Annotated in this window: 24 protein-coding genes and 2 riboswitches; of the genes, 15 read left to right on the forward strand and 9 right to left on the reverse strand. The window is 42.4% G+C overall.

Annotated features, from left to right (window positions below):
- Positions 1-149 precede the first annotated feature (149 nt).
- The 4 genes from htpX to NSU16_RS07340 all read left to right on the forward strand — a co-directional run bounded on the left by htpX (position 150) and on the right by NSU16_RS07340 (position 3,053).
- Complete coding sequence (gene htpX, locus NSU16_RS07325; protein WP_168747598.1) at positions 150-1,046, forward strand: protease HtpX; 897 nt, start codon at positions 150-152, stop codon at positions 1,044-1,046.
- A 172-nt stretch (positions 1,047-1,218) separates the two neighbouring features.
- Positions 1,219-2,568 carry a Ktr system potassium transporter KtrD gene (gene ktrD / locus NSU16_RS07330; RefSeq protein WP_010333991.1) on the forward strand — a complete coding sequence of 450 codons (1,350 nt, stop codon included), beginning with the start codon at positions 1,219-1,221 and terminating at the stop codon, positions 2,566-2,568.
- A gap of 156 nt (positions 2,569-2,724) precedes the next feature.
- On the forward strand, positions 2,725-2,880 hold the full coding sequence (locus tag NSU16_RS07335) for a hypothetical protein (RefSeq protein WP_010333992.1): 156 nt from the start codon (positions 2,725-2,727) through the stop codon (positions 2,878-2,880).
- Between the two features lie 2 nt (positions 2,881-2,882).
- Positions 2,883-3,053, forward strand: coding sequence for a hypothetical protein (locus NSU16_RS07340; RefSeq protein WP_010333993.1), 171 nt, complete (start codon positions 2,883-2,885; stop codon positions 3,051-3,053).
- A 41-nt stretch (positions 3,054-3,094) separates the two neighbouring features.
- Here NSU16_RS07340 and NSU16_RS07345 read toward each other — a convergent pair whose 3' ends face one another.
- Entirely contained in the window at positions 3,095-4,117 is a 1,023-nt protein-coding gene (locus NSU16_RS07345) for an acyltransferase family protein (RefSeq protein WP_010333994.1), read from the reverse strand.
- Positions 4,118-4,370: 253 nt separating this feature from the next.
- Here NSU16_RS07345 and NSU16_RS07350 point away from each other — a divergent pair, with 253 nt between their 5' ends.
- The 3 genes from NSU16_RS07350 (at position 4,371) to NSU16_RS07360 (ending at position 7,293) form a co-directional block, all read left to right on the forward strand.
- Positions 4,371-6,584 (forward strand): PAS domain S-box protein, encoded by a 2,214-nt coding sequence (locus NSU16_RS07350; RefSeq protein WP_339192451.1) that lies wholly within the window; start codon positions 4,371-4,373, stop codon positions 6,582-6,584.
- Complete coding sequence (locus NSU16_RS07355; protein WP_339181185.1) at positions 6,581-7,078, forward strand: methylated-DNA--[protein]-cysteine S-methyltransferase; 498 nt, start codon at positions 6,581-6,583, stop codon at positions 7,076-7,078. The genes NSU16_RS07350 and NSU16_RS07355 overlap by 4 nt, the downstream gene beginning before the upstream one ends.
- Positions 7,079-7,167: 89 nt before the next feature.
- Complete coding sequence (locus tag NSU16_RS07360; protein ID WP_010333997.1) at positions 7,168-7,293, forward strand: hypothetical protein; 126 nt, start codon at positions 7,168-7,170, stop codon at positions 7,291-7,293.
- 35 nt (positions 7,294-7,328) lie between these two features.
- Here the strand turns inward: NSU16_RS07360 and mtnA are convergent, their stop codons facing one another.
- The 3 genes from mtnA to NSU16_RS07375 all read right to left on the reverse strand — a co-directional run bounded on the left by mtnA (position 7,329) and on the right by NSU16_RS07375 (position 10,715).
- Complete coding sequence (mtnA, locus tag NSU16_RS07365; RefSeq protein ID WP_339192453.1) at positions 7,329-8,390, reverse strand: S-methyl-5-thioribose-1-phosphate isomerase; 1,062 nt, start codon at positions 8,388-8,390, stop codon at positions 7,329-7,331.
- A gap of 7 nt (positions 8,391-8,397) precedes the next feature.
- Entirely contained in the window at positions 8,398-9,591 is a 1,194-nt protein-coding gene (gene mtnK / locus NSU16_RS07370; RefSeq protein ID WP_339192455.1) for an S-methyl-5-thioribose kinase, read from the reverse strand.
- A 105-nt stretch (positions 9,592-9,696) separates the two neighbouring features.
- Positions 9,697-9,852: riboswitch (SAM riboswitch) on the reverse strand.
- Positions 9,853-9,935: 83 nt separating this feature from the next.
- Positions 9,936-10,715 carry a carbon-nitrogen family hydrolase gene (locus tag NSU16_RS07375; protein ID WP_010334000.1) on the reverse strand — a complete coding sequence of 260 codons (780 nt, stop codon included), beginning with the start codon at positions 10,713-10,715 and terminating at the stop codon, positions 9,936-9,938.
- Between the two features lie 93 nt (positions 10,716-10,808).
- Here NSU16_RS07375 and NSU16_RS07380 point away from each other — a divergent pair, with 93 nt between their 5' ends.
- The 5 genes from NSU16_RS07380 to NSU16_RS07400 all read left to right on the forward strand — a co-directional run bounded on the left by NSU16_RS07380 (position 10,809) and on the right by NSU16_RS07400 (position 15,289).
- On the forward strand, positions 10,809-12,005 hold the full coding sequence (locus NSU16_RS07380; RefSeq protein ID WP_168747606.1) for a pyridoxal phosphate-dependent aminotransferase: 1,197 nt from the start codon (positions 10,809-10,811) through the stop codon (positions 12,003-12,005).
- Positions 12,006-12,043: 38 nt separating this feature from the next.
- Positions 12,044-12,144, forward strand: a riboswitch (SAM riboswitch).
- An 84-nt stretch (positions 12,145-12,228) separates the two neighbouring features.
- Positions 12,229-13,446 (forward strand): 2,3-diketo-5-methylthiopentyl-1-phosphate enolase, encoded by a 1,218-nt coding sequence (gene mtnW / locus NSU16_RS07385; RefSeq protein WP_339192456.1) that lies wholly within the window; start codon positions 12,229-12,231, stop codon positions 13,444-13,446.
- A complete protein-coding gene (mtnX, locus tag NSU16_RS07390; RefSeq protein ID WP_010334003.1) occupies positions 13,443-14,150 on the forward strand; it encodes a 2-hydroxy-3-keto-5-methylthiopentenyl-1-phosphate phosphatase in 708 nt (235 codons plus the stop codon). Before mtnW ends, mtnX begins: the two co-directional genes overlap by 4 nt.
- Positions 14,108-14,737: a methylthioribulose 1-phosphate dehydratase gene (locus NSU16_RS07395; RefSeq protein ID WP_010334004.1), complete on the forward strand. Its 630-nt coding sequence runs from the start codon at positions 14,108-14,110 to the stop codon at positions 14,735-14,737. The genes mtnX and NSU16_RS07395 overlap by 43 nt, the downstream gene beginning before the upstream one ends.
- 15 nt (positions 14,738-14,752) lie before the next feature.
- Positions 14,753-15,289, forward strand: a complete 537-nt coding sequence (locus tag NSU16_RS07400) for an acireductone dioxygenase (protein WP_010334005.1) — start codon at positions 14,753-14,755, stop codon at positions 15,287-15,289.
- A 39-nt stretch (positions 15,290-15,328) separates the two neighbouring features.
- Here the strand turns inward: NSU16_RS07400 and NSU16_RS07405 are convergent, their stop codons facing one another.
- Positions 15,329-15,649 carry a YkvA family protein gene (locus NSU16_RS07405; protein ID WP_010334006.1) on the reverse strand — a complete coding sequence of 107 codons (321 nt, stop codon included), beginning with the start codon at positions 15,647-15,649 and terminating at the stop codon, positions 15,329-15,331.
- Positions 15,650-15,851: 202 nt separating this feature from the next.
- On the opposite strand from NSU16_RS07405, the gene NSU16_RS07410 reads away from it, so the two are divergent.
- Together NSU16_RS07410 and NSU16_RS07415 are read left to right on the forward strand one after the other, a co-directional pair.
- A complete protein-coding gene (locus tag NSU16_RS07410) occupies positions 15,852-16,109 on the forward strand; it encodes an aspartyl-phosphate phosphatase Spo0E family protein (RefSeq protein ID WP_010334007.1) in 258 nt (85 codons plus the stop codon).
- A gap of 86 nt (positions 16,110-16,195) precedes the next feature.
- Complete coding sequence (locus NSU16_RS07415; RefSeq protein ID WP_339192457.1) at positions 16,196-16,627, forward strand: hypothetical protein; 432 nt, start codon at positions 16,196-16,198, stop codon at positions 16,625-16,627.
- 28 nt (positions 16,628-16,655) lie between these two features.
- Here the strand turns inward: NSU16_RS07415 and NSU16_RS07420 are convergent, their stop codons facing one another.
- Positions 16,656-18,176: a PAS domain-containing sensor histidine kinase gene (locus tag NSU16_RS07420; RefSeq protein ID WP_081720781.1), complete on the reverse strand. Its 1,521-nt coding sequence runs from the start codon at positions 18,174-18,176 to the stop codon at positions 16,656-16,658.
- A gap of 192 nt (positions 18,177-18,368) precedes the next feature.
- Here NSU16_RS07420 and mhqR point away from each other — a divergent pair, with 192 nt between their 5' ends.
- Complete coding sequence (mhqR, locus tag NSU16_RS07425) at positions 18,369-18,806, forward strand: MarR family transcriptional regulator MhqR (RefSeq protein WP_010334010.1); 438 nt, start codon at positions 18,369-18,371, stop codon at positions 18,804-18,806.
- Positions 18,807-18,845: 39 nt separating this feature from the next.
- Here the strand turns inward: mhqR and motB are convergent, their stop codons facing one another.
- The 3 genes from motB to clpE all read right to left on the reverse strand — a co-directional run bounded on the left by motB (position 18,846) and on the right by clpE (position 22,868).
- Positions 18,846-19,631, reverse strand: coding sequence for a flagellar motor protein MotB (gene motB, locus NSU16_RS07430; RefSeq protein ID WP_029441222.1), 786 nt, complete (start codon positions 19,629-19,631; stop codon positions 18,846-18,848).
- Positions 19,603-20,418, reverse strand: a complete 816-nt coding sequence (gene motA / locus NSU16_RS07435) for a flagellar motor stator protein MotA (protein ID WP_029441223.1) — start codon at positions 20,416-20,418, stop codon at positions 19,603-19,605. Before motA ends, motB begins: the two co-directional genes overlap by 29 nt.
- 350 nt (positions 20,419-20,768) lie before the next feature.
- Positions 20,769-22,868, reverse strand: a complete 2,100-nt coding sequence (gene clpE, locus NSU16_RS07440) for an ATP-dependent protease ATP-binding subunit ClpE (protein WP_168747612.1) — start codon at positions 22,866-22,868, stop codon at positions 20,769-20,771.
- Positions 22,869-22,948 lie beyond the last annotated feature (80 nt).

Here is a 22,948-nt window from a genome sequence, read left to right on the forward strand (position 1 = left end):
TGACGCGGATATAATCTTTATGTATAAATGCACTATTAAAGCGTCAGCAATACATTAACATCATACGTCTAAATCCTTGCATTTTCAAACAGATGTTTTATAATTTAAATATACAAGTTCATTTGATCTTAAAAATAACGGAGGTTATTATGGCGAAAAGAATTTTTCTGTTTATTTTAACGAATATTTTGGTGCTTACAACAATCGGAATTGTTTTATCTGTCATAAGCTCTGTCACTGGAGTTGGGACGTACTTTACAGCTGATGGCGGTATAGATCCTATTGCGCTTCTTGTATTCAGTTTAGTCGTTGGTTTTGTCGGTTCCTTTACATCTCTTGCGATGTCTAGATGGATGGCAAAAACAATGATGGGTGTCAGAGTGCTGAATCCGGAAAAACATACACTTAGCTATGAAGAGCAGCAATTGGTTGACCGTGTTTATAAATTAAGCCGCTCTGCCGGCTTAACGAAGATGCCGGAGGTCGGAATTTACCGCTCATCCGAAGTGAATGCGTTTGCGACTGGTCCTTCAAAACGCCGCTCTCTTGTCGCTGTGTCGTCAGGTCTGCTTGACCAAATGGATGACGCTGCGGTTGAAGGCGTGCTTGCCCATGAGGTCGCTCATATTGCAAATGGTGATATGGTGACAATGACACTTTTACAAGGAATTGTGAATACCTTTGTCGTCTTTTTATCACGTATCGCTGCATGGATCGCAAGCCGCTTTGTTAAGGAAGATCTTGCGCCGATTGTTCATTTTATCGCAATGATTGTGTTTCAGATTGTCTTTTCCATTCTCGGAAGCCTCGTTGTTTTTGCGTATTCACGCCATCGTGAATTCCATGCTGACCGGGGAGGAGCTGATCTTGCCGGCAAGGATAAGATGATTCATGCTCTTCGAACGCTTAAGAGCTATTCTTCCCGCATCATGGAAGAAGATCAGACAGCTGTCCAAACGCTAAAGATTAATGGCAAGAAACGTTCATCGCTTTTCTCTACTCACCCTGATTTAGATGAAAGAATCAGACGGTTAGAAGCTAAATAAAACCAAAACATCCTTCCTCTGAGAACCCTCAGAGGTTTTTTCTGTTTCACTTTGACTAAAATAATAAAAAAATATGCAAGTTAAGAAAATGTTTCGCAAAAGCCTTTAAAAATGGAACTAATATCTTTAGAATAATTACCGTACTTTAAATGGAGAGGCAGAAGGATTTCACATGAGATTAAAGCTTGGAAAATTGATACAGGCATTATCTCCGGCCCAGCTGATTGCATTATATTATTTTCTCGCAGTAACTGTGGCCCTGATATTGCTGAGTCTGCCTGCTGCCCATAAGCAGGGAGCGGATTGGACTTTTATTGACGCACTTTTTACGGCTGTCAGTTCAGTCAGCGTCACGGGGCTGACGGTTGTTGATACAGCTGATACATTCAGCACTACAGGCATTTTTATTTTGGCATTTGTTCTGCAATTTGGCGGAATCGGTATTATGACGCTCGGCACATTTATTTGGCTGATCATGGGAAAAAGAATAGGCCTTAAAGAACGGAAATTGATTATGGTAGACCAAAATCAATCCCAGTTTTCAGGAATTGTCAATTTAATGAAACAGGTTCTTTTCCTTATATTGTGGATTGAATTTTTTGGAGGAATCATACTTGGCACTTATTTTCTAACCTACTATGATTCCTTTCAAGAAGCTTATTTACACGGGTTTTTTGCAAGTGTCAGTGCAACCACAAATGGCGGGTTTGATATAACAGGAAATTCTATGGTTCCGTTCCGCCATGATTATTTTGTGCAGTTTATTACGATGCTTTTGATCATATTCGGAGCGATTGGCTTTCCGGTGCTTGTCGAAGTAAAGGACTTCTTGTTTTCAAAGCATCGGAGGTATCCGTTTACGCTTTTTACAAAAATCACGACGATTATGTTTGGCTCACTCGTAGTGTTTGGCGCCATTGGCATCTATGCGCTGGAAGCAAGCCACTCGTTTGCGGGAAAGGCATGGCACGATATTTTGTTTCTCTCCTTGTTTCAATCAACAGCTACCCGAAGCGGAGGGCTTGCAACAATTGATATCAGCCAGCTGTCGGATCCCACGCTGTTTTTTATGTGTGCGCTGATGTTTATTGGTGCCTCACCAAGCTCAGTCGGAGGAGGCATAAGGACAACAACGTTTGCTTTGAACCTGCTTGCGCTGTTTCATTTTGCGCGCGGCAATAAAGCGGTAAAAGTATTCAAACGGGAGCTGCACCCAGCAGATCTGATGAAGTCTCTTGTTGTCACAATGATGGCGATTTTGCTCGTTTTTGGAGCGACACTGATCCTTACGATAACAGAAAAGCATTCTCTGCTGGAGCTCTTGTTTGAGGTATGTTCGGCCTTTGGAACGACCGGTCTGTCCCTCGGCATTACAGCTGATTTGAGCAATGTAGGAAAATGTGTCATTATGATCGTCATGTTTATCGGACGAATCGGAATATTGACCTTCCTTTATCTGATCGGAAGAAAAGAAATTGAAGCAAATTATCATTATCCGAAGGAAAGAGTCATTATTGGATAAATAAACACCGCATCTGGCGGTGTTTTTTATTGCCAAAAAAAAGATGTGTGACCCGGCACCAGTTGGAGATCCTAACATAAACAGCTGCAGTTGATTAGCTGGTCTTGCATTTTCAAGTAGAAATAAAAATTTGAAAAACTGGCGAGGAGGATTTCTGTGAAACGTAAAGCTGAGGTCAATGAAGCCATAAAAAACAACAATACACCGACTGAGAGTATGGACAGAAATGCATATAAGACTCAATATCACGACGACCCGAATTTCCGTGGGGCCAATCGCAATTCCAAACAAGGTCAGCAAGGAGGCGCGTGATCATGAAAAAGAACCAGCATAGCAAAGATATGCAAAATCATAAAAAGCCGATGAATAAGAAGGTGCTTGAGGAAGAATTCTCAAGTGAGCTCGGAGATTACAACGCCGGGAAAATAATTGAAACTCTTGAAATAACAAAGCCGAAAAAGAAAAAAGAGAAAAAACAAAAATAAAAAACACCTCTTAAGCGGAATGCCGCTTAAGAGGTGTTTGTCTATTTTAAATAGGCATTTTTGCTGTTTCCTCTGACTAGCTGCAGCAAGCCTGTCATTCTCAGTTCAATGAACGGCTGAGCAACCGTTTTGACGAAATTGCTTGAGAGAATGGAGGTAAGGGCAGCAGTTAAGAGCAGCAGGATGACTAAGTTTTGATAGTCGGTGAGTCCATCCTCAAGCCCGACCTGCCGGAGTGTTTTAATGATAAACCCGTGGAGCAGGTATACGTAAAATGTCCTTGTTCCCCACTTTGTAAAGAAATAGCGTTTTTGCGGAACAAGCGCTAAAAAGCTGAAGGTTGCCGCAAAGGCAAGTACATACCAGCTGATCCGGGAAAGACCGCTTGCCAAGGTGACATCGCCAAATGATGAGTACGGCTTAGAGCCGAACAGCCATGAATAGTCAAAGTCGACCCCCCAACAGATGACAAATACAGCAGCGAGCACACCGAGCGCAATCTGTTTGCCTCGTTTTGATCTCAGTAAATCAAAGTGATGTTTATTCAAATAAAACCCTACAAGGAACATCGGCAAGAATACAAATGTCCGGGAGAGGCTCAGTGTGCTGCTGACAAAGTCGAGATAGCCGATCAGCACCGCGATTCCGCAGCTGACAAACAGCGCCCACTGCTTAGAAAGCTTTGAAAAAGGATAGAGCAGGATATTCCAGAAAAATAAGCTTACCAGAAACCATAATGACCATTGCGGATCAATCGGATTCATATTTGTCATGCTTTCGTCTTGAATAATGTAATAAAAGACGGAATAGATGCTTTGGAAAATCAAATATGGAATAATCAGCTTAACCGCCAGCTTTTTCACATATCCGGCACGTTTAAAACCTTTGGCGAAATAACCAGATACAAGAATAAAGGCAGGCATGTGGAACGTGTAAATGAACTTGTAGAGGTAGAGCATAAAATTGTTATCATGAATAAAAGATCGAAGAATATGACCGAATACAACAAGGAATATCAATAAAAATTTTGCATTGTCAAAATAACTGTCTCGCGATTTATTCATAGCATCACCTTCTCTTTAAATCAGTCACTAAAAGATTATTCCCTGTTGGTATTTATTTTAAAATAAAAGATCAAAAAGGATTTGAAAAAATGGCTGATTGTTAGGACGATGTAAAGTGACGGTAAGGATCGTTGAAAATGTCTTCTTTATGTAATGACGCTGAAATTTTCTGAAATGTATAGGGCGAATGAAGGAAGTTCATGCAATTTGTAGAAATATTGAGGGATAGGTTTTGAAGAAGGAGTGTTTACGCATGGAAACTCTCGATGTTGAGACAAATTCAGGTCTGAAAGAGGAACTGAAGCGCCTCAAACAAGAAAATGATCGGCTGAAAAAGGAATTGCATCAGCATCAAGTGATTGTGAACAATACGCTCGATGCTATTTTTATATGTGATAATGAAATGAAAATCGTGCAGGCAAATGAAGCAACAGCGAGGATGCTTCAAGTGGATGCGGAAGGTTTGAAAGAGCGTTCCGTTATTGATTTTTTGTTTTCTATTCCAAAGGATGAGCTGGACCTTTCCGTAAAGAAGTTTTTTAAGAAAGGTTTTCTGTGGAAGGAGGTTCCAATCCGGCTGGACAGCGGAGCGACAAAATATATTGAGTTTCTTGCCAAAAGAGGGATTGGTGAAGATTTCTTTTTTGTCGTTATGAGAGATATTTCTTCAAAGAAAATTCTGGAGCGGGAATTTTCCATGAATGAACAGCTTTTTAAGGACTTGTTTGACAGAGCTGTCGACGGAATCGTTCTATTTGATAAAGACGGCGGCTTTATTGATGCCAATCTGTCCTTTTGCAAAAGCTTTGAAATCGATCAGAATGAGCTGTCACATTTGTCGCTGTATCAATTTATAGACAGCGGCTCACGAAAAGATTTCGATAACATTTGGCACACGCTCTATCGAAAGGGAAAAGCAAAGGGCGAGCTGCCTGTCAGGCTTCGTTCAGGAGATCAGAAGCTGTTTGAATTTACGATTACGTCTAACATCATCAGCGGTTTTTATATGTCGATTATGCGGGATATCACTGAGAAGAGATCCATGGAGCTCCAGCTATTTAAAAGTGAGGAGCGCTTCAGAGAAATTTTTGAAAACGCCATGGATGCCATTATCATCTGGTCGAATGACGGAAGAATCGTTAAGGCCAATCAGTCAGCCTGTAAAATTTTTGAGCTGCCGATGAATTTGCTGTTAAAAAGAAAGCTGTGTGATTTTCTCGTGGACTCGAAGAAATACAGCATGACGAAGAGAAAATATGCAAAATACGGTGAGATCAGAGAAGAGATGCTGTTTCAAATGGGAAACGGGCAGTTCAAAGAGCTTGAATTTACTTCAAAGCGGACAATCCTTGAAAACCAGCACTTAACAATTCTAAGAAATGTCAGTGACCGAAAGCGGATGGAAAAGGAGCTTCGGGAAAGCGAGCTCAAATTCAGAAAAGTGTTCAACGGTTCAATGGACGGCAACGTATTATTCGACAATCAGTACCGAATCATCGACGCCAACCCGTTAGCGAGCGATATTTTGGGCCTGCCGCATGAAGAGCTAAAAAGACACAGCCTGCTTGATATTATATCTTCCTATGAAATAGAAAATCTGGCATCACCGGCAAGGCAGATTAATTTCGATGAAATGGATAATGAAATTCCATTCTTGCTTAGCAGCAATGATAATAGAAAACTAGAATTTTCATTTAAACGAAATATTATTCAAAATATGAACCTGGCTATCTTTAAAGATGTCACAGAGCGAAAAGAACTGGAAGAGCGCCTTCGCAAATCTGATACCCTCCATGTGGTTGGAGAACTCGCTGCCGGCATCGCTCACGAAATCAGAAATCCAATGACAGCCCTTAAAGGCTTCATTCAGCTCCTGAAAGGAAGTGTGGAGGGAGACTATTCTCTTTACTTCAACGTCATCACCTCAGAATTAAAGCGCATCGAATCCATCATCACAGAGTTTTTAATTTTAGCCAAGCCCCAGGCTATCATGTATGAGGAGAAACATGTGACACAAATTATGAAAGACACATTAGACCTTCTTAACGCGCAAGCCAATCTCAGCAACGTACAAATGCATCTGGATTTAGTCGGCGACATTCCGCCGATATACTGTGAACCGAATCAGCTGAAACAGGTTTTTATCAATATATTAAAGAATGCCATCGAAGTCATGCCTGACGGCGGCAATATTTATGTGACAATCAAAAAAGCTGATCAACATCATATTTTAATATCTTTAAAAGACGAAGGAGTCGGAATCACAGAGGATAAATTAAAGCGTCTCGGAGAACCGTTTTATACAACAAAGGAACGGGGAACTGGACTCGGGCTCATGGTAAGCTATAAAATTATTGAAGAACATCAAGGCAAAATAATGGTGGAAAGTGAAGAAGGAAAGGGAACTGTTTTCCATCTTACACTGCCCGTCCGGCAGAATTTTGAAGAAAGAAGGCTAGACGAATGAATTACTATACGACAGCGGAAACGCCGCTCGGGAACCTCGCGATTGTCGAGGAAGAAGGCCGCATCACCCGTCTCTTTCTCAGTAAGGAAGATTTGATCGAGTGGAAAGAATCTGTTGAGGGTGCGGAGCAGTTAGAGACTGCTTTTCTGGCAGAAGCGAAAAAGCAGCTTCACGAATATTTTGCAGGGGAAAGAAGGACATTCTCACTGCCATTGAGCCAAAAGGGCACGCCTTTTCAGCAAAAAGTATGGGAGGCGCTTGCCATGATTCCATATGGAGAATCACGAAGCTATGCTGATATCGCCGTTGCGGTAGGCAGTCCGAAAGCGGTACGTGCTGTCGGACAGGCAAATAAACGAAATGACCTGCCGATATTTGTCCCATGCCACAGAGTGATTGGCAAAAACAGCACGTTAACAGGGTATGCCGGAAGCAAAACTGACATCAAATCTTATTTGCTTAGCATCGAGCAAATCTCCTACAAAGAAAAATAAAACATATGGCACGTTCCCTTTTTTTGCTGCCGACATATGATTTTACTAAGTTAAAAAAGTTGGTCTGATGAAAGAGGAGGACAAAGCAATTGAAGCCGAGCCGCTCTGAGAAAATTGCCGTTTTTGCCGAACTGCTTGTGAAACTGCATATCTTATCCAGCGCTCAAAAAGATGAAATGATCAATATGAATATGAGTAAACAAAAAAACCGCTGACTCGGCCCTTTATGAGCAAAGTCTTCAGCGGTTTTTTAATGAACCTTTTCGCCTGTGAACAGCTTTTCAATTTCTTCTTCATAGGAACCAGTCATAATCCCTTTTTCAGTAATGATCCCAGAAATAAGATGGTGAGGTGTAATATCAAAAGCGGGATTAAAGACAGGCACTTCAGCCGGAGCGGTCCGGACGCCGGAAATGTTCCTGACTTCATCAGGATCCCGTTCCTCTATCGGGATATCAGCCCCGCTTTTTACTTTTGTGTCAAAAGTAGATAAAGGTGCTGCTACAAAAAACGGAATATCGAAGGCGTTTGCTAAAATAGCAAGCCCGTAAGTGCCAATTTTATTCGCAGTATCTCCGTTCCTTGCAATTCGGTCGGCGCCGACAATGACAGCAGAAATTTGTTTTTCTTTCATCGTATGGGCTGCCATACTGTCCGTAATCAGAGTGACGTCAATACCGCCCTGCATCAGCTCCCAAGCAGTAAGCCGTGAACCTTGAAGAACCGGTCTGGTTTCACAAGCATAAATATGAAGCCCCAAATCCTTTTGTTTGGCCAAATAAAACGGGGCAAGTGCGGTTCCATAGCGGCTTGTCGCGATAGAACCGGCATTGCAGATTGTCATAATCCGGTCGCCTTTTTTGAAAAGCTGAAGCGCGTTTTGGCCGATCATCCGGCACGTTTCTTCATCCTCGACTTGAATCTGAATCGCTTCATGGACAAGGTTGGTTTTTGCTTCATTTACAGAAATGGCGTTTTGAATTGATTGGCTCAGTCTTTCGAGCGCCCATGATAAATTGATCGCGGTCGGCCTTGAACTGTTCAAATCATTTTTGATATTATCCAATTCGCGGCGGAAATCCGCTACATTATCAGTTTCAATGTCTTTTGCCGCCAGCGCGAGCCCAAATGCTGCCGTAATGCCGATTGCCGGGGCTCCTCTCACTTTTAGTGAGACAATCGCGTCAAATACTTCTTCTTTCGTTGTCAGCTCCAAATATTCCGTGACATCAGGAAGCTTTTGCTGATTTAAAATCTTAATGGCTGTTTCTTTCCATTCAACAGAACGCGGAACAGCAAATGAATTGGTCATGGTTGAATCATTCCTTTACAAGTAACTTAAATAATTCAATAACATCTGTAATGGTTTTTAATTGTGAACGTTTTTCAATAAAGGCAGCACCGGTTTCCAACGCCAGCCGTTTTCTTTCGATTCGTTTATCAAACGGTACAATCGTATCCAGATCTGCAACATGGGCAAGGCCGATGGTGCGGCGTATCAGTTCGCAGCCGGCAAACCCAATTGTCTCTTCAAAAATATGGCTGAGTGTATCAGCGAGATAACCTTCGATTTTGGCATACACATCGAGGCTGTGTTTCTCCCAGGCTTCACTGAACGTTGTTTGAAACGTGTTCCAAACTTGTTTTACATGTTCATATAACGGATCTCGATCAGCACCGTCACGGCTGAGTGCATTTAACAATAAGTTGGCGATAAATTGGCCTACATCAAAACCGATTGGTCCGTAAAAAGCGAATTCAGGATCAATCACCTTTGTCTCAAGCTCGCTGGCAAAAATGCTTCCTGTATGCAGATCGCCATGAATCAGGGTTTCGGCAGATGTTAAAAATGACTTTTTCAGCTTAGCGGCTTCAACTTTGATATTGTCATTTTTCCAAAGCTTTTCAACATATGGACGAAGCTCTTCCTCAAATTCATTTGTATCATGATCAAAGAAAGGATCTGTAAATACAAGTCTTTCGGTAATATCGCAGAGCTCAGGATTTGTAAACTGTTTAACAAGCTGTTTTTTCACCTTAGGCTCAAGTGCGTAATCAGAGGAGTAAAAAAGCGTTTTTCCTAAAAATTCTCCAATGTCTCGTGACAGGTTTGGATAATTTTCACCTTCAAGAAGTCCTTTTCTAGCGATCTTCAGATGTGAAAGATCCTCCATGACCGTGACCGCCAATTCAGTATCTGAATAGTAAACTCTCGGTACGAGGTGAGGGACGTGCTCACCCTGACGAATCAGTGCGCTGCTTTCAATTCTTGCCCGATCGATTGTCAGAGGCCAGCTTTCCCCGACAACTTTTGCATAAGGAACCGCCTGTTTAATGATCAAAGCCCTGTCATTTTCTTGGTCATAAATATGAAAGACGTAGTTTAAATTTCCATCGCCGATTTCCTGGCATGTCAGCGTGCTTTTGCTTTGAAACAAGCCGAGTTTTACCGCCAGGGCGACAGCTGAGCTTTCATTTAACGTTTCGTATAAAGGTGTTTTTGTGACTGCCATCGTCATTCCCTCCAATTATGTAACATCTTGATATGTGTGCCGCAGAATGGCCGTAAAAAAGCCTCCTTCTCAGAGAGAAGGAGGCTTAACAATTATGTCCCGCCTCTCTTATCTCTCAGATCAGATCTGATGGAATTAGCACCGTGCCTTACGAGACCACAGTCTCTGGCGCCATGAAGATGCGCCCCATTTCACAATGGAATTACGGTCGGTTGCTGTTGGGGTCAAAAGGCCAATCCCTCGCCCAACTCTCGATAAGAGAATATATTCACTTGTTAAACAATTCTAATTTATCAGTTGATGAACATAGTAACAGGTGAGTGTTTTAATTGTCAATATATTTTTTAATATAAATCTTTTCTGATATCATCGAAAACAGGGATTTTCCCCCGTACCTCAACGCTTTCTTGGAGGTCAATTTCCGCTCTGACAATGCCTTCTTCTCGGCCGCCCTCTGCCAATATACGTCCCCAAGGGTCAATAATCAGGCTGTGCCCGGCGAATTCATTATCGGGATTAGCTCCTGTGCAATTGCAGGCAGCGACAAAGCATTGATTTTCAATGGCCCGCGCAATAAGCAGGCTTTTCCAATGATCAAGGCGGGGCAGAGGCCATTCCGCAGAAATGAACAGCACGTTAGCGCCTTTTGTCGTATGTTTTCTGATCCATTCCGGAAAACGGATATCATAACAGATCAACCCTGAACTTTTGACGCCATCAAGCTCGAAGTATCCGTCCTCGGAACCGGCTGATAAATATACATGCTCATCCATCAGCTGAAAAAGATGGGCTTTGCTGTACTCTTTAATGATTCGTCCTTCCTTATCTGCGATGAACATTGTATTATAAACATCAGAACCCTTTCTGACAGCAACAGATCCTGCGATAATATGAACCCCGTGTTTTTTTGCGGTTCTTTGCAGCCAGCTTTGAGCAGTGTGCCCGTCTTCATCAGCAAGCTGATCAAGATTGGCAAGGTCGTAACCGGTCGTCCATAATTCAGGGAGAACAAGAACATCAGCATGTTTACTCTCTTTTTCGATTAAATATTCAGCCTTTTTTATATTTTCAGAAGGTTTTCCGTATGAAATATCAAATTGAAGACAAGATATGGTCCATTTCATTTTTTAACACCCCATATTTTTCTTTACTTTTTTCATTTAACCATATATGATACTGGACTATCATTTCAAGATTTTTTTAGAAGGTGAAAACAGATGAAATTTGAACATTCTCAAGTGCTGCAGGAACTGCCTAAACAATTCTTTGCTTCTCTAGTGCAGAAAGTGAATCGAAAGCTGAAAGAAGGACATGATGTCATTAATTTGGGGCAGGGGAATCCCGATCAGCCGACGCCCGAGCATATCGTGGAGGAAATGAAGCGAGCCGTTGCTCAGCCCGAAAATCATAAATACTCGTCATTCCGAGGTTCGCACAGTCTAAAATCAGCAGCGGCGGCATTTTATAACAGAGAATACGGCGTTCAGCTTGATCCGGAAACTGAAGTAGCCGTATTATTCGGCGGGAAAGCCGGTCTTGTCGAGCTGCCGCAATGCCTGCTAAATCCTGGGGATACGATTTTGGTTCCTGATCCCGGTTATCCGGATTATTGGTCCGGTGTCACGCTTGCGAAAGCGAAAATGGAAATGATGCCGCTCACTAAGGAGAAAGCGTTTCTTCCTGAATACGCAAGCATTCCCGCTGACATAAGAGAACAAGCGAAATTGATGTACTTGAATTATCCGAATAATCCGACTGGAGCTGTCGCTACCGCCGATTTTTTTGAAGAAACGGTGAGTTTTGCGAAAGAAAACGAAATCTGTGTGATCCATGATTTTGCTTACGGGGCAGTGGGCTTTGACGGACACAAGCCTTTAAGTTTTTTGCAGACTGAAGGCGCTAAGGATATCGGAATTGAAATTTACACACTGTCCAAAACATATAATATGGCGGGCTGGCGGGTCGGTTTTGCAGTTGGAAACGCCTCGGTCATAGAAGCGATCAATCTTTATCAAGACCATATGTTTGTCAGTCTTTTCAGAGCAACCCAGCAGGCTGCTGAGACGGCACTTTTATCTGAGCAGACTTGCGTAGCGGAGCAAAATGCCCGATATGAAAGCAGGCGCAACACTTGGATAGCAGCATGCCGGGAAATCGGCTGGGATGTAACAGCACCGTCGGGTTCATTTTTTGCGTGGCTGCCGGTGCCTGAAGGCTATAGCTCTGAGCAATTCTCAGATCTCTTGCTTGAAAAAGCGAATGTGGCGGTGGCAGCTGGAAACGGTTTTGGTGAATATGGAGAAGGGTATGTCAGAGTGGGGCTCTTAACGAGTGAAGCTAGGCTCAAAGAAGCAGCTTACCGAATTGGCAAACTGAACCTGTTTACCCAAAAAAGCATTGACAAGATTCTTTAACGGTGGGATAATTCAAAATAATTTATAAAATCTATATTTTCTTATCAAGAGCAGGCAGAGGGACGAGCCCGATGAAGCCCGGCAACCGACTTGTAAAGCACGGTGCTAATTCTTGCAGCTGGCGGCTGAGAGATAAGATTCGGACGAGAAACGAAACCTCTTTAGACGCATTGTTGTTTGAAGAGGTTTTTTATATGGGTGAAAAAATGAAAGGAGCTCTGGCATGAGTGAATTATTAGCAACATATCTCCTGACCGATCCGGGAGCCGACACGGTGAAAAAAGCAGAACAAATCGCAACAGGGTTGACGGTGGGCTCTTGGACTGATCTGCCTCTGGTGAAGCAGGAGCAGATGCAAAAGCATAAGGGACGGGTTGTGAAGGTCGAGGAGAGAGAGGGACATCTTGCATCAGGAAAACAAGCGGTCATCACAATTGCTTATCCCGAGGTGAATTTTTCACAGGATATTCCGGCATTGCTGACAACTGTGTTTGGCAAGCTGTCGCTGGACGGAAAAATCAAATTAATAGATCTCGAATTTTCAGAAGCGTTTAAGCGTACACTTCCAGGACCGAAGTTTGGCGTATACGGCATCCGGAAGATGCTTGGAGAGTTTGAAAGACCGCTGTTAATGAGCATTTTTAAAGGGGTCATCGGAAGGGACCTGAGTGATATTAAAGAACAGCTCAGGCAGCAGGCGCTCGGCGGGGTTGACTTAATCAAAGATGATGAAATTTTCTTTGAGACGGGTTTAGCACCTTTTGAAACAAGAATTACAGAGGGAAAACAAATTTTGAAAGAAACATACGAGCAGACCGGCCATAAAACGCTGTATGCAGTGAATTTGACTGGAAGAACGGCTGAGCTTAAAGATAAAGCAAGACGCGCCGCTGAATTGGGAGCGGATACGCTTTTATTTAATGTCTTCGCTTACGGTTTGGACGTCATGCAAAGCCTTGCGGAAGATCCGGACATATCAATCCCCATTATGGCGCACCCTGCAGTCAGCGGGGCATTTACGTCCTCACCGTTTTATGGGTTTTCCCATGCCCTTTTGCTCGGAAAATTAAACCGATATTGCGGCGCTGACTTCAGTCTGTTCCCTTCTCCATACGGTTCAGTTGCGCTTCCGAGAGAAGACGCGCTGGCAATTCATGAAGAATGCGTAAGAGAAGATGCCTTTAATCAGACATTTGCCGTTCCGTCTGCTGGCATTCACCCTGGTATGGTTCCGCTTTTAATGCGTGATTTCGGCATTGATCATATTATTAACGCCGGAGGAGGCATACACGGACATCCAAACGGCGCCCAAGGCGGGGGCAAAGCGTTCAGAGCTATGATTGATGCGGTTTTGGAGGCGCAGCCGATTGAAGAAAAAGCCGGTCAATGCGAAGATTTGAAGCTTGCGCTTGATAAATGGGGAAAGGCTGAAGCCGTATGACGTCTCAAAAACCGTTGATTATATGTGATTTTGATGGAACCATCACGATGAACGACAACATTATAAACATTATGAAAACATTCGCTCCGCCGGAGTGGACTGCGTTAAAAGACGGCGTGCTCTCCAAAACAATGTCAATCCAAGAAGGCGTCGGGCGGATGTTCGGCCTTCTGCCGAGCAGCTTAAAAGAGGAGATTACGAGATTTGTAATAGAAGACGCAAAAATCCGGGACGGCTTTCAGGAATTTGTCGCATTTGTTAATGAGCATGAACTCCCGTTTTATGTTGTAAGCGGGGGGATGGACTTTTTTGTTTATCCGCTGCTTGAAGGAATTGTTGAGAAAGATCATATTTATTGCAACCGTGCGTCATTTGAGAACGAATTCATTCATATTGATTGGCCTCATTCTTGCAAAGGCACATGCACAAATCAATGCGGGTGCTGCAAGCCAACTGTTATTAACGAGCTTTGTGAGCCGGATCAATACATCATCATGATCGGTGACTCCGTTACCGACGTGGAGGCGGCAAAGCTGTCTGATCTTTGCTTTGCAAGGGATTATTTATTAAATGAATGCAAGGAGCATCATCTGAATCATATGCCATACCATGATTTTCATGAAATAAAGAAAGCAATTGAAGACGTAACGGAGGTAAAGAAATGGCTGCAAAACAAGAGCGCTGGGGAGAGCTTGCCGAAGTAAAACGGGAATTGGCAGAAAGAGATTGGTTTCCGGCGACCAGCGGCAACCTGTCCATCAAGGTTTCCGATGAGCCATTGCAATTTCTCGTAACGGCGAGCGGAAAAGATAAACGAAAAGAAACGGATGAAGACTTCCTGTTGGTGGATCAGAACGGAGAGCCTGCCGAAAGCGGACATCATCTAAAACCGTCAGCGGAAACGCTTTTGCATACGCATCTGTACAATAAAACAAATGCCGGATGCTGTCTTCATATTCATACGGTAAACAATAATGTCATCTCAGAGCTGTATGGAGATCAAAAACAAATCACTTTTAAAGGACAAGAAATTATAAAAGCGCTTGGCCTGTGGGAAGAGAATGCAGAAGTGTCCATTCCAATTATAGAAAATCCGGCTCATATTCCGACTCTCGCAACGCTTTTCGCGGATCAGGTTACTGGAGATTCAGGAGCTGTCCTGATCCGGAACCATGGCATTACGGCTTGGGGAAGAACAGCATTTGAAGCGAAAAGAGTGCTTGAAGCATATGAATTTTTATTCAGCTATCATTTGAAACTGAAAACACTCCAGCATCAGCTGGTTAAATAAAAGGGGGAACCGCAAATGGCAACAATTCGAATTCATGATGAGGCGAATACAACAATTGAAAATCAAGAAGAAGTGGCAAGCTTTCTGGACAGTCAAGAGGTAATCTATGAGCAATGGAATATCGCTAAGCTCCCTGAACAGCTTTCAGAAAAATATGACCTGTCTGAAAAAGAAAAACAACAAATTCTTGACACCTTCGACGCCGAAATTAAAGATATTTCAGCCCGCCGCGGCTACAAAGCCCAAGATGTCATCTCTTTGTCTGACGCTAATCCGAAACTGGATGAACTGCTTGAAAACTTTAAAAGAGAACATCACCATACAGACGATGAAGTCCGTTTTATCGTAAGCGGCCACGGAATTTTCGTCATTCAAGGCAAGGACGGCACATTTTTTGATGTCCGTTTAAACCCTGGAGATTTAATCTCAGTACCTGAAAATATCCGCCATTACTTCACGCTTCAAGAAGATCGCAAAGTTGTGGCGGTGCGGATTTTTGTTACATCTGAAGGCTGGGTTCCGATTTATGAAAAAGACAGCGTAAACCAATAAGAACAAAAAGCCCCGTTTATAAAAGCGGGGCTTTTTGATTTATCGTAAACGCCATTCCTCGTATTGGGACATTTCTTTTTTGATCAGCGTCCAGATCAAACCGAGAATGGCAGCATCGTCAAGAATTCCTAAACCGAGCACGAAGTCCGGAATCATATCAATTGGCATGATGATGTAAAAGACAGCACCTGTCAGAAGCAAAAGTGTTTTCATCTGTGAACGGGGATAGTCACCGTTTCGCCAATCACGGAGCATTTGGCAAAAGATTGTAATATGATTGATTAATTTTTTGCGGGTTTTTCTTTTCAGAATAGCTTTTCCGCCTGCTGCACCGAGCATTATCGCTTTTTTTTTCTTCATTTAGCATACCTCCTGCCTGCCGGTGTGTTTAAGATGGTCTTCGTCTGGGTATTGTTCTTCTAATCCTATCAATATATCTATTATAAATGAAAAATTAAGTTATTTAATAAAAATATGTTTACAAATAAAGTATAATCTGTAATAATGCACAATAACCCAATCAAACTTGTTTCCTATTTCTTAGCGGCGAGGGGTGAATTGAATGGGCTGTTCTTCTGAACAAGAAAGATTGCTGGTGTCTATTGATGAAAAAAGAAAGTTAATGATAGACGCCGCTAGTAAGCAGGGATTTACAGGGCATGACACAATCAGACACAGTCAGGAGCTGGATTCTTTAATGAACGAATACCACCAGCTCATGCAAGAAAGCGAACATTCCCAAGGAATTCAAGGCCTTGTGAAGAAATTAGGCTTGTGGCCCCGAAGAGACGTCATGCCTGCATATGATGCACATAAATAGCGGCGCTATCTGATGCATATATAAAGAGAGAGCTTTTCAGAAGCGCTCTTTTTTTCTGGGGAAATTTCATACGAAAGAGGGAACTGATGAAAGAACTGGCGGTAGTCATTACTGAAATGATAAACCAATTTCATGATGCTTTTATTTCGATATGCGGGGTGCTTGGCATTCAATTAACCGACAAAGAAATGCATTTTTGGGTAATTGGGATATTTGGCATCTTCTTTTTCGCTGTCACTCACGCTGTATTTACATGGCTTTCTAAATGGAGCTTGACGGCTTTGTCCTTTATCTATACCGTAACGATCATCATTGTGATCGTATTTGCAATTGAGATTCAGCAAAAAGTGACTGGACGGGGAAATATGGAGTTTTTAGATGCAACAGAAGGGTTAAAAGGCTTTTTGGTGTTCTTTGTCATCTTTTTGCTTTTAAAAATGCTTCTGCGTTTGATCCGATACTTCTTTTCAGGAGGAGCTGTAAGCAAGGGGAATGGAAATACCCGTTCCCGAAAATAAAATAAGCCCTCCTGAGACTGTCAGGGGGCTAGGAAGAGGAGACGGGGAGGGTAATGGTAACCTCGGTTCCTCTTCGTACTTCACTTTCTATATGAATGGAACCTCCGTACATCAGAACGATCCGTTTACATACGACAAGCCCGAGGCCGGTTCCTTTTTCTTTAGAAGTGACAAATGGAAGAAAGATATGTTCCAGCATTTCCTGTGATATCCCTTCGCCGTTATCCATCACTTTTATAATGGCCTTTTTATCAATTGCTCCTAAGGAAATTGTGAGTTTGCCGCCTTCCGGCATAGATTCAAGGCCATTTTTCGCAACATTCAAAATGACTTGTTTAATATGGTCTTTTGTACATTTTACTTTTAGAGGTTTATCAGTTAAAAATGTTAACTCTACCTCCACATTATATAAATTTCCTTCAGAATAAATGATCGGCATAATTTCTTCGATAATATCCTGAAGCGAGTTAAGCTCCCATTTCTCAGCTGTCGGTTTTCCGAGAACTAAAAACTCACTCACAATTTGGTTGATACGTTTAATCTCTTGGTCGATAATTGAAAAGTAAAGCTGATCCTCTTCACCTTTATATTTCTTTTGCAGCAGCTGAATAAAACCGCTTATGCCGGTGAGCGGATTGCGGATTTCGTGAGCCGTGCTGGCAGCAAGCGTTCCGATCAGCTCTAATTTTTGCTGCTCATTTTCCGAGCGCTCCAGTTGGGTCCGCCGCTTCAGCAAATAATAAAGCACAAGAATAAAAAGAATATTCAGCAAAACGATAATACAGGAAAGAGGAAGCACAAGGCTTTTACTCAGCTCCTCTATTGAGACAGGATTCGGGTATACTTTCATATTCCAGCTGATATCATCGAGATAACCGCTGACAGGTTTTTGATCCTTTGCGTGAGAAGCATGTCCGCTTGAGAAAATCATTTTGTCATTTTCGTTCACAACTTCAATATAGACATCAGGGCTCAGCAAGTTAATCAGGTTTTGCAGATAGTCAATTTGTATAGCTGCCACAAGGTAATCTGTGACATTTTTCTTTTCGTCCAGCGCGGGAACACAAATTGTAAAAATCGGCTGGCCTGTAATTCTGCTTGAATAGCTGTCTGTAATGATAGTCTTTTTTGTTTGTTTTGCTTTTGTAAAAAACGATCTGTCGGCCAGATTGACTTTAGTTTTTAATTCTGTTGCGCTGGCAGTGACATCTCCTTTGGCATTGAGCAAATAAAGACCGGAAAACCTTGGTTCGGAATCAAACGTTTTTTCTAAAACAGTTTTCATTTTTTTAATATCTATCGGTCTGTCGATAGCAATAGACAAGGAAGTCATTCTCGCTTTTGTTTCGCCGATTAAATAATTTATTTTGTTGCGGTGAAGATTCAGCATAACACTGGCTTCTTGCTTATGTTCGGCAGCTATTGTTTCTTTTTCCTTTTCATAGACGAAAAAGCTTATGACGAGTGCCGGAATCACTACTAGTGCAATATAAAGCTTAATTCTCCCGCAGGCGCCTTTTAGTATTTTCAATTTGCATCGCTCCAACATACACCTGATTAGAGGTATTATATCATTGTTTCTTCTTGTTTAATAAGAAAAAATAACCAAAATAATTAAGAAAAACAAGTTGTTCACATGAATAATAAAAAAGAAGAGAAATATTGGAAAGATTTTTATTGACATTTCGGTATTTGTTTATTAATGTTTCTCTGTAACGGTTTCTAAAAGGATGATTGAGACATGACAGAAAAATCACTGAAGTTATTTATCGTGCTGTCGCGCGCGTATCGGTCTATTAATGATCATATGAATAAGCATATTCATAAGCATGGACTGAATCCTACTGAATTTGCTGTGCTGGAGCTGTTATATCATAAAGGTGATCAGCCGCTGCAGCAGATAGGGGATAAAATTCTCTTGGCCAGCGGGAGCATCACCTACGTCGTAGATAAGCTTGAGCAAAAAGAGCTCCTTATTCGGAAAGCATCACCTACAGACAGACGAGTAACATTTGCACAAATTACCGAAAAAGGCATCAGTCTTTTGGATGATATTTTCCCTGATCATGCAGCTGAGATTGATGAAATGATCAGTGTATTAAGCGAAGAAGAAGTTGAACTGTGCACTGAAATGTTAAAAAGGGTAGGATTAAACGCAAAACAGTTTCATAATAAGTAAAAAAAGGAAGCCTTGTGATAGATAAGGCTTCCTTTTTTACTATTTTTCATTTGTTTCCGCTGCGCCTCTTGGCAAGATGAGAACTTCAACCCGTCTGTTTTTGCTTCGGCCTTCCGCAGTTTTGTTGGAGGCCACTGGTTTATACTCCCCATAGCCTTTGGCACTGAAAACTTTGGCATCAAGCTTAGGGTTCTCAATCAGAAGCCCCATGAAGTTTACGGCTCTCATTACACTTAAATGCCAGTTCGACTGAAATTCTGAATTTCTAATCGGCATATTGTCTGTATGTCCGCTGATAATAATGTTTCTCGGCGGATTAATCACGAGAAGGTTTGAAATCTCTTTTGCAAGCGGAATGTCTTCCTTGCGGATGGTCGCTTTTCCTGAATCAAAGAAGATACTGTCTTTAATCGTGATCAGAAGACCTTCCTTAGTCATCTTTGTTTCCAGTTGATGCTCCATCTTTTTATCTTTAATGAACTTTTCCACCTGGCTCTGCACATTTTTAAGTTCTTCTTGATCAGCTGCTTTTTCCTTTAGTTTCTTGTTTTCCTTTTTCTCTTCTTTTTCCTTTTCTACTTCATCGATTCCGTCTGACTCATTTTTAGGAGGGGTGACGCTGGAATAATCCAATACGCCGGTTCCGCCTGTAAAGACTTCATTAAATGATTTAGAAAGCATTTGAAACTTAGCTGCGTCAATCGAGCTGCTCGCGTACAGCACAATAAACAGTGCTAGGAGAAGGGTAAGGATATCGGCGTAAGGAACCAGCCATGATTCATCAACATGCTCGTCCTCATGCTTCTTCTTCTTTTTTCTCGCCATTTTGCGCCTCTCCTTCTCGTTCTGCAAATTTCAAACGGTCCTTCGCAGGAAGGTACATTAAAAGTTTTTGCTCGATCACTTTCGGTGCCTGTCCTTCTAAAACGGACAGGACGCCTTCAATCATAATTTCACGGAGCTTGACTTCCTGTTTTGACTTGCGTTTTAATTTGTTTGCAAAAGGATGCCATAATACATATCCCGTAAAGATACCGAGAAGGGTGGCTACAAAGGCTGCACTGATGGCGTGACCAAGTTCATCTGTATTGTCCATATGAGAAAGCGCGGCAATCAGTCCGATAACAGCACCGAGCACCCCAAGTGTCGGCGCGTAAGTTCCCGCCTGTGTAAAAATGGCGGCTCCGGCCTGGTGTCTGTCCTCCATCGCTTCAACTTCTTCAGTCATGATATCTCTGATAAATTCTGCGCTTTGCCCGTCAACAGCCATGCTGAGGCCGTTTTTCAGAAACGCGTCATCTACATTTTCAATACTTGCTTCCAAAGCCAGCAGACCTTCACGGCGTGCAAGCTGAGCCCATTCAGAGAACATAGGAATGAGTTCTTCTATTGTCAGCTGTTTGTTTTCTTTAAATAGCACACGGAACAGCACAGGCACTTTTTTAATTTCTTTCGTTGGGAACGCAATGACTACCGCTGATATCGTTCCGGCGATGATAATTAAAATGGCAGCGGGATTTGCAAGAGCAGCGAAACTGACGCCCTTAAGAACCATTCCCACACTCAATGCAACAAAAGCAAGAATAATACCGATAATCGAAGTTTTATCCATAATTTTCACCAAATCCTTTTTTACTAGCTTGTCTATGGTTAATATCGGTATCAGTGTCTGGAACTTTAGGGACATTGTGAAATTGTTCATGAAATATTCAAGGAAGATACATAGAAGGGAGAAATAAACAAACGCGGGCTTTTCAGCATGGAAAAGCCCGCGGGTTTTAACGGTACCGCGATAGATTGGTGGGTATCTGATTCTCTAAACGGCTTTTGTCAATAGAAATAGATATTCGTAATAGATAAACATGTTCCATCCCTCCTTAAGAAAGGGAAGGAATGACAGTTCTCGGACAAGAGAAGGATTTTACATAAATAGCGGCTTCCTGAAAAGGAAGCCGCTGATTTTTATTTTGCATGAACTTTGATGTTATCATCTTCTACTGTGACGTGAAAACTTGCAATCTCGTTATTGTCAAGCAGCAGATCAGTCATTTCATCCTCAATCCATTCCTGGATCGTTCTTCTGAGCGGGCGCGCACCGAATGAAGGATGGTAACCCAGTTCAGCTATTTTTTCTTTTGCTTCATCTGAAACACTCAAGCTGATGCCGCGTTCTGCCAAGGTTTCTTCCAATTCTCCAAGAAGAAGGCTGACGATTTTGACCAGATGCTCTTTTTCAAGGGAACGGAATTCGATGATGCTGTCAAAGCGGTTGAGAAACTCAGGTTTAAAGAACATGCTGAGCGAATCAATTAATGTTTGTTCTTCAATCACGCTGTCTTCTGATTGGAAACCGACTTTCGTTTGTTTTTCACCGGTACCTGCATTGCTTGTCATAATGATGACGGTGTCTTTAAAGCTTACGGTTCTGCCTTGGCTGTCCGTTAAGCGGCCGTCTTCCATAATTTGCAGGAACATATGCTGAACATCTGGGTGCGCTTTTTCAATCTCGTCAAGCAGCACGATGCTGTATGGATTGCGGCGCACTTTTTCCGTTAATTGTCCAGCTTCCTCATGGCCGACGTATCCAGGCGGTGAACCAATGATTTTAGACACGGCGTGTTTCTCCATGTATTCACTCATATCGAGACGGATAATGGCATCTTTCGTGCCGAATAATTCATCCGCCAGTGTTTTAGAAAGCTCTGTTTTCCCTACGCCGGTTGGTCCGACAAAGAGGAAGGAGCCGACTGGTCTGTTTTTTGATTTTAAGCCGGCGCGGCTGCGTCTGACCGCTTTTGCCACTTTTTGAACAGCCGCTTCTTGTCCAATGACGCGTTCATGTAGCTTTGCTTCAAGCTCTTTCATTTTTGTTTGCTCGTCTGCCTGCAGTTTTCCCACAGGAATGCCGGTTTTTTGTTCGACGATATCCTGAATGTGCTCAGCTTCCACTGTGACGGCGGAATGTGCGGAAGAGCTGTTCAGTTTTTTCTCCAGTGCGATTTCTTCATCACGGAGTTTTGCTGCCAATTCGTAATTCTCTTCTTCCAGCGCTTTTGTTTTTTCTGCTTCAATTGCAGTCAGCCGTTCAGCTGCATCTTCATCATTTAAATCATCAATTAACAGATTGGCTTTAGATCCAGCTTCGTCTAATAAATCAATCGCTTTGTCCGGCAGATGTCTGTCCTGAATGTAGCGTGCTGATAAAGTGACACATGCTTTCAATGCTTCATCGCTGAATGTCACGCCATGATATGCTTCGTATTTGTCTTTAATTCCTTGCAGAATGCTGATCGCTTGTTCAATTGTAGGCTCCTGTACCATGACAGGCTGAAAACGTCTTTCCAGCGCCGCATCTTTTTCAATTTGACGGTATTCTTTCAGTGTTGTCGCTCCGATGACTTGGAGCTCACCTCTGGCAAGAGCGGGTTTGAGAATGTTTCCTGCATCCATTGAGCCTTCTGCAGAGCCTGCGCCAACGAGAAGGTGAATTTCATCAATGAAAAGAATGACATTTTTGCGCTCTTTCAGCTCAGTGATCAGCTGTTTCATTCTTTCTTCAAATTGGCCTCTGATGCCAGTGTTTGCAACAAGGGATGCGACATCAAGCAAGTAAAGCTCTTTGTTTTTTAATTTATGTGGAACATCGCCTTCAGCGATTTTTAAAGCGAGCCCTTCTGCAATAGCTGTTTTCCCTACACCTGGCTCTCCAATCAGCACCGGATTGTTTTTGTTGCGGCGGTTTAGAATCTCGATCACACGCGCAACTTCTTCATCACGGCCGATGACAGGGTCAATCAGACCGGCTTTAGCGCCGTTTGTAATATTTTGCGCCAGCTCATCAAGCAAACCTTTTTTCTCGCTTGCTTTAGCTGCGCTTTGTTCTTTCGGCTGGAATGCTTGTTCAAAGGGAAAACCGAAAGATTGAGGACCCATGCTCATTGAAGGTTTACGAGTCAGTTCGTGATAGCAAGTTTCACATAAAACCATTTGTTTATGAACGGAATTTATTTGCATGTTAAGGCGAATCGTCGCCTCGTTTTGATGACAGTGTTGACAACGCATTTGCCAAAACCTCCTTATAAAATTTGATCATCTTTGACCAATTGACTTGGAAAAAAAGGTCGATTTAATTGACCTTCTTT

Source organism: Bacillus sp. FSL K6-1003 (genome assembly GCF_037964945.1).
Taxonomy (GTDB): domain Bacteria; phylum Bacillota; class Bacilli; order Bacillales; family Bacillaceae; genus Bacillus; species Bacillus mojavensis.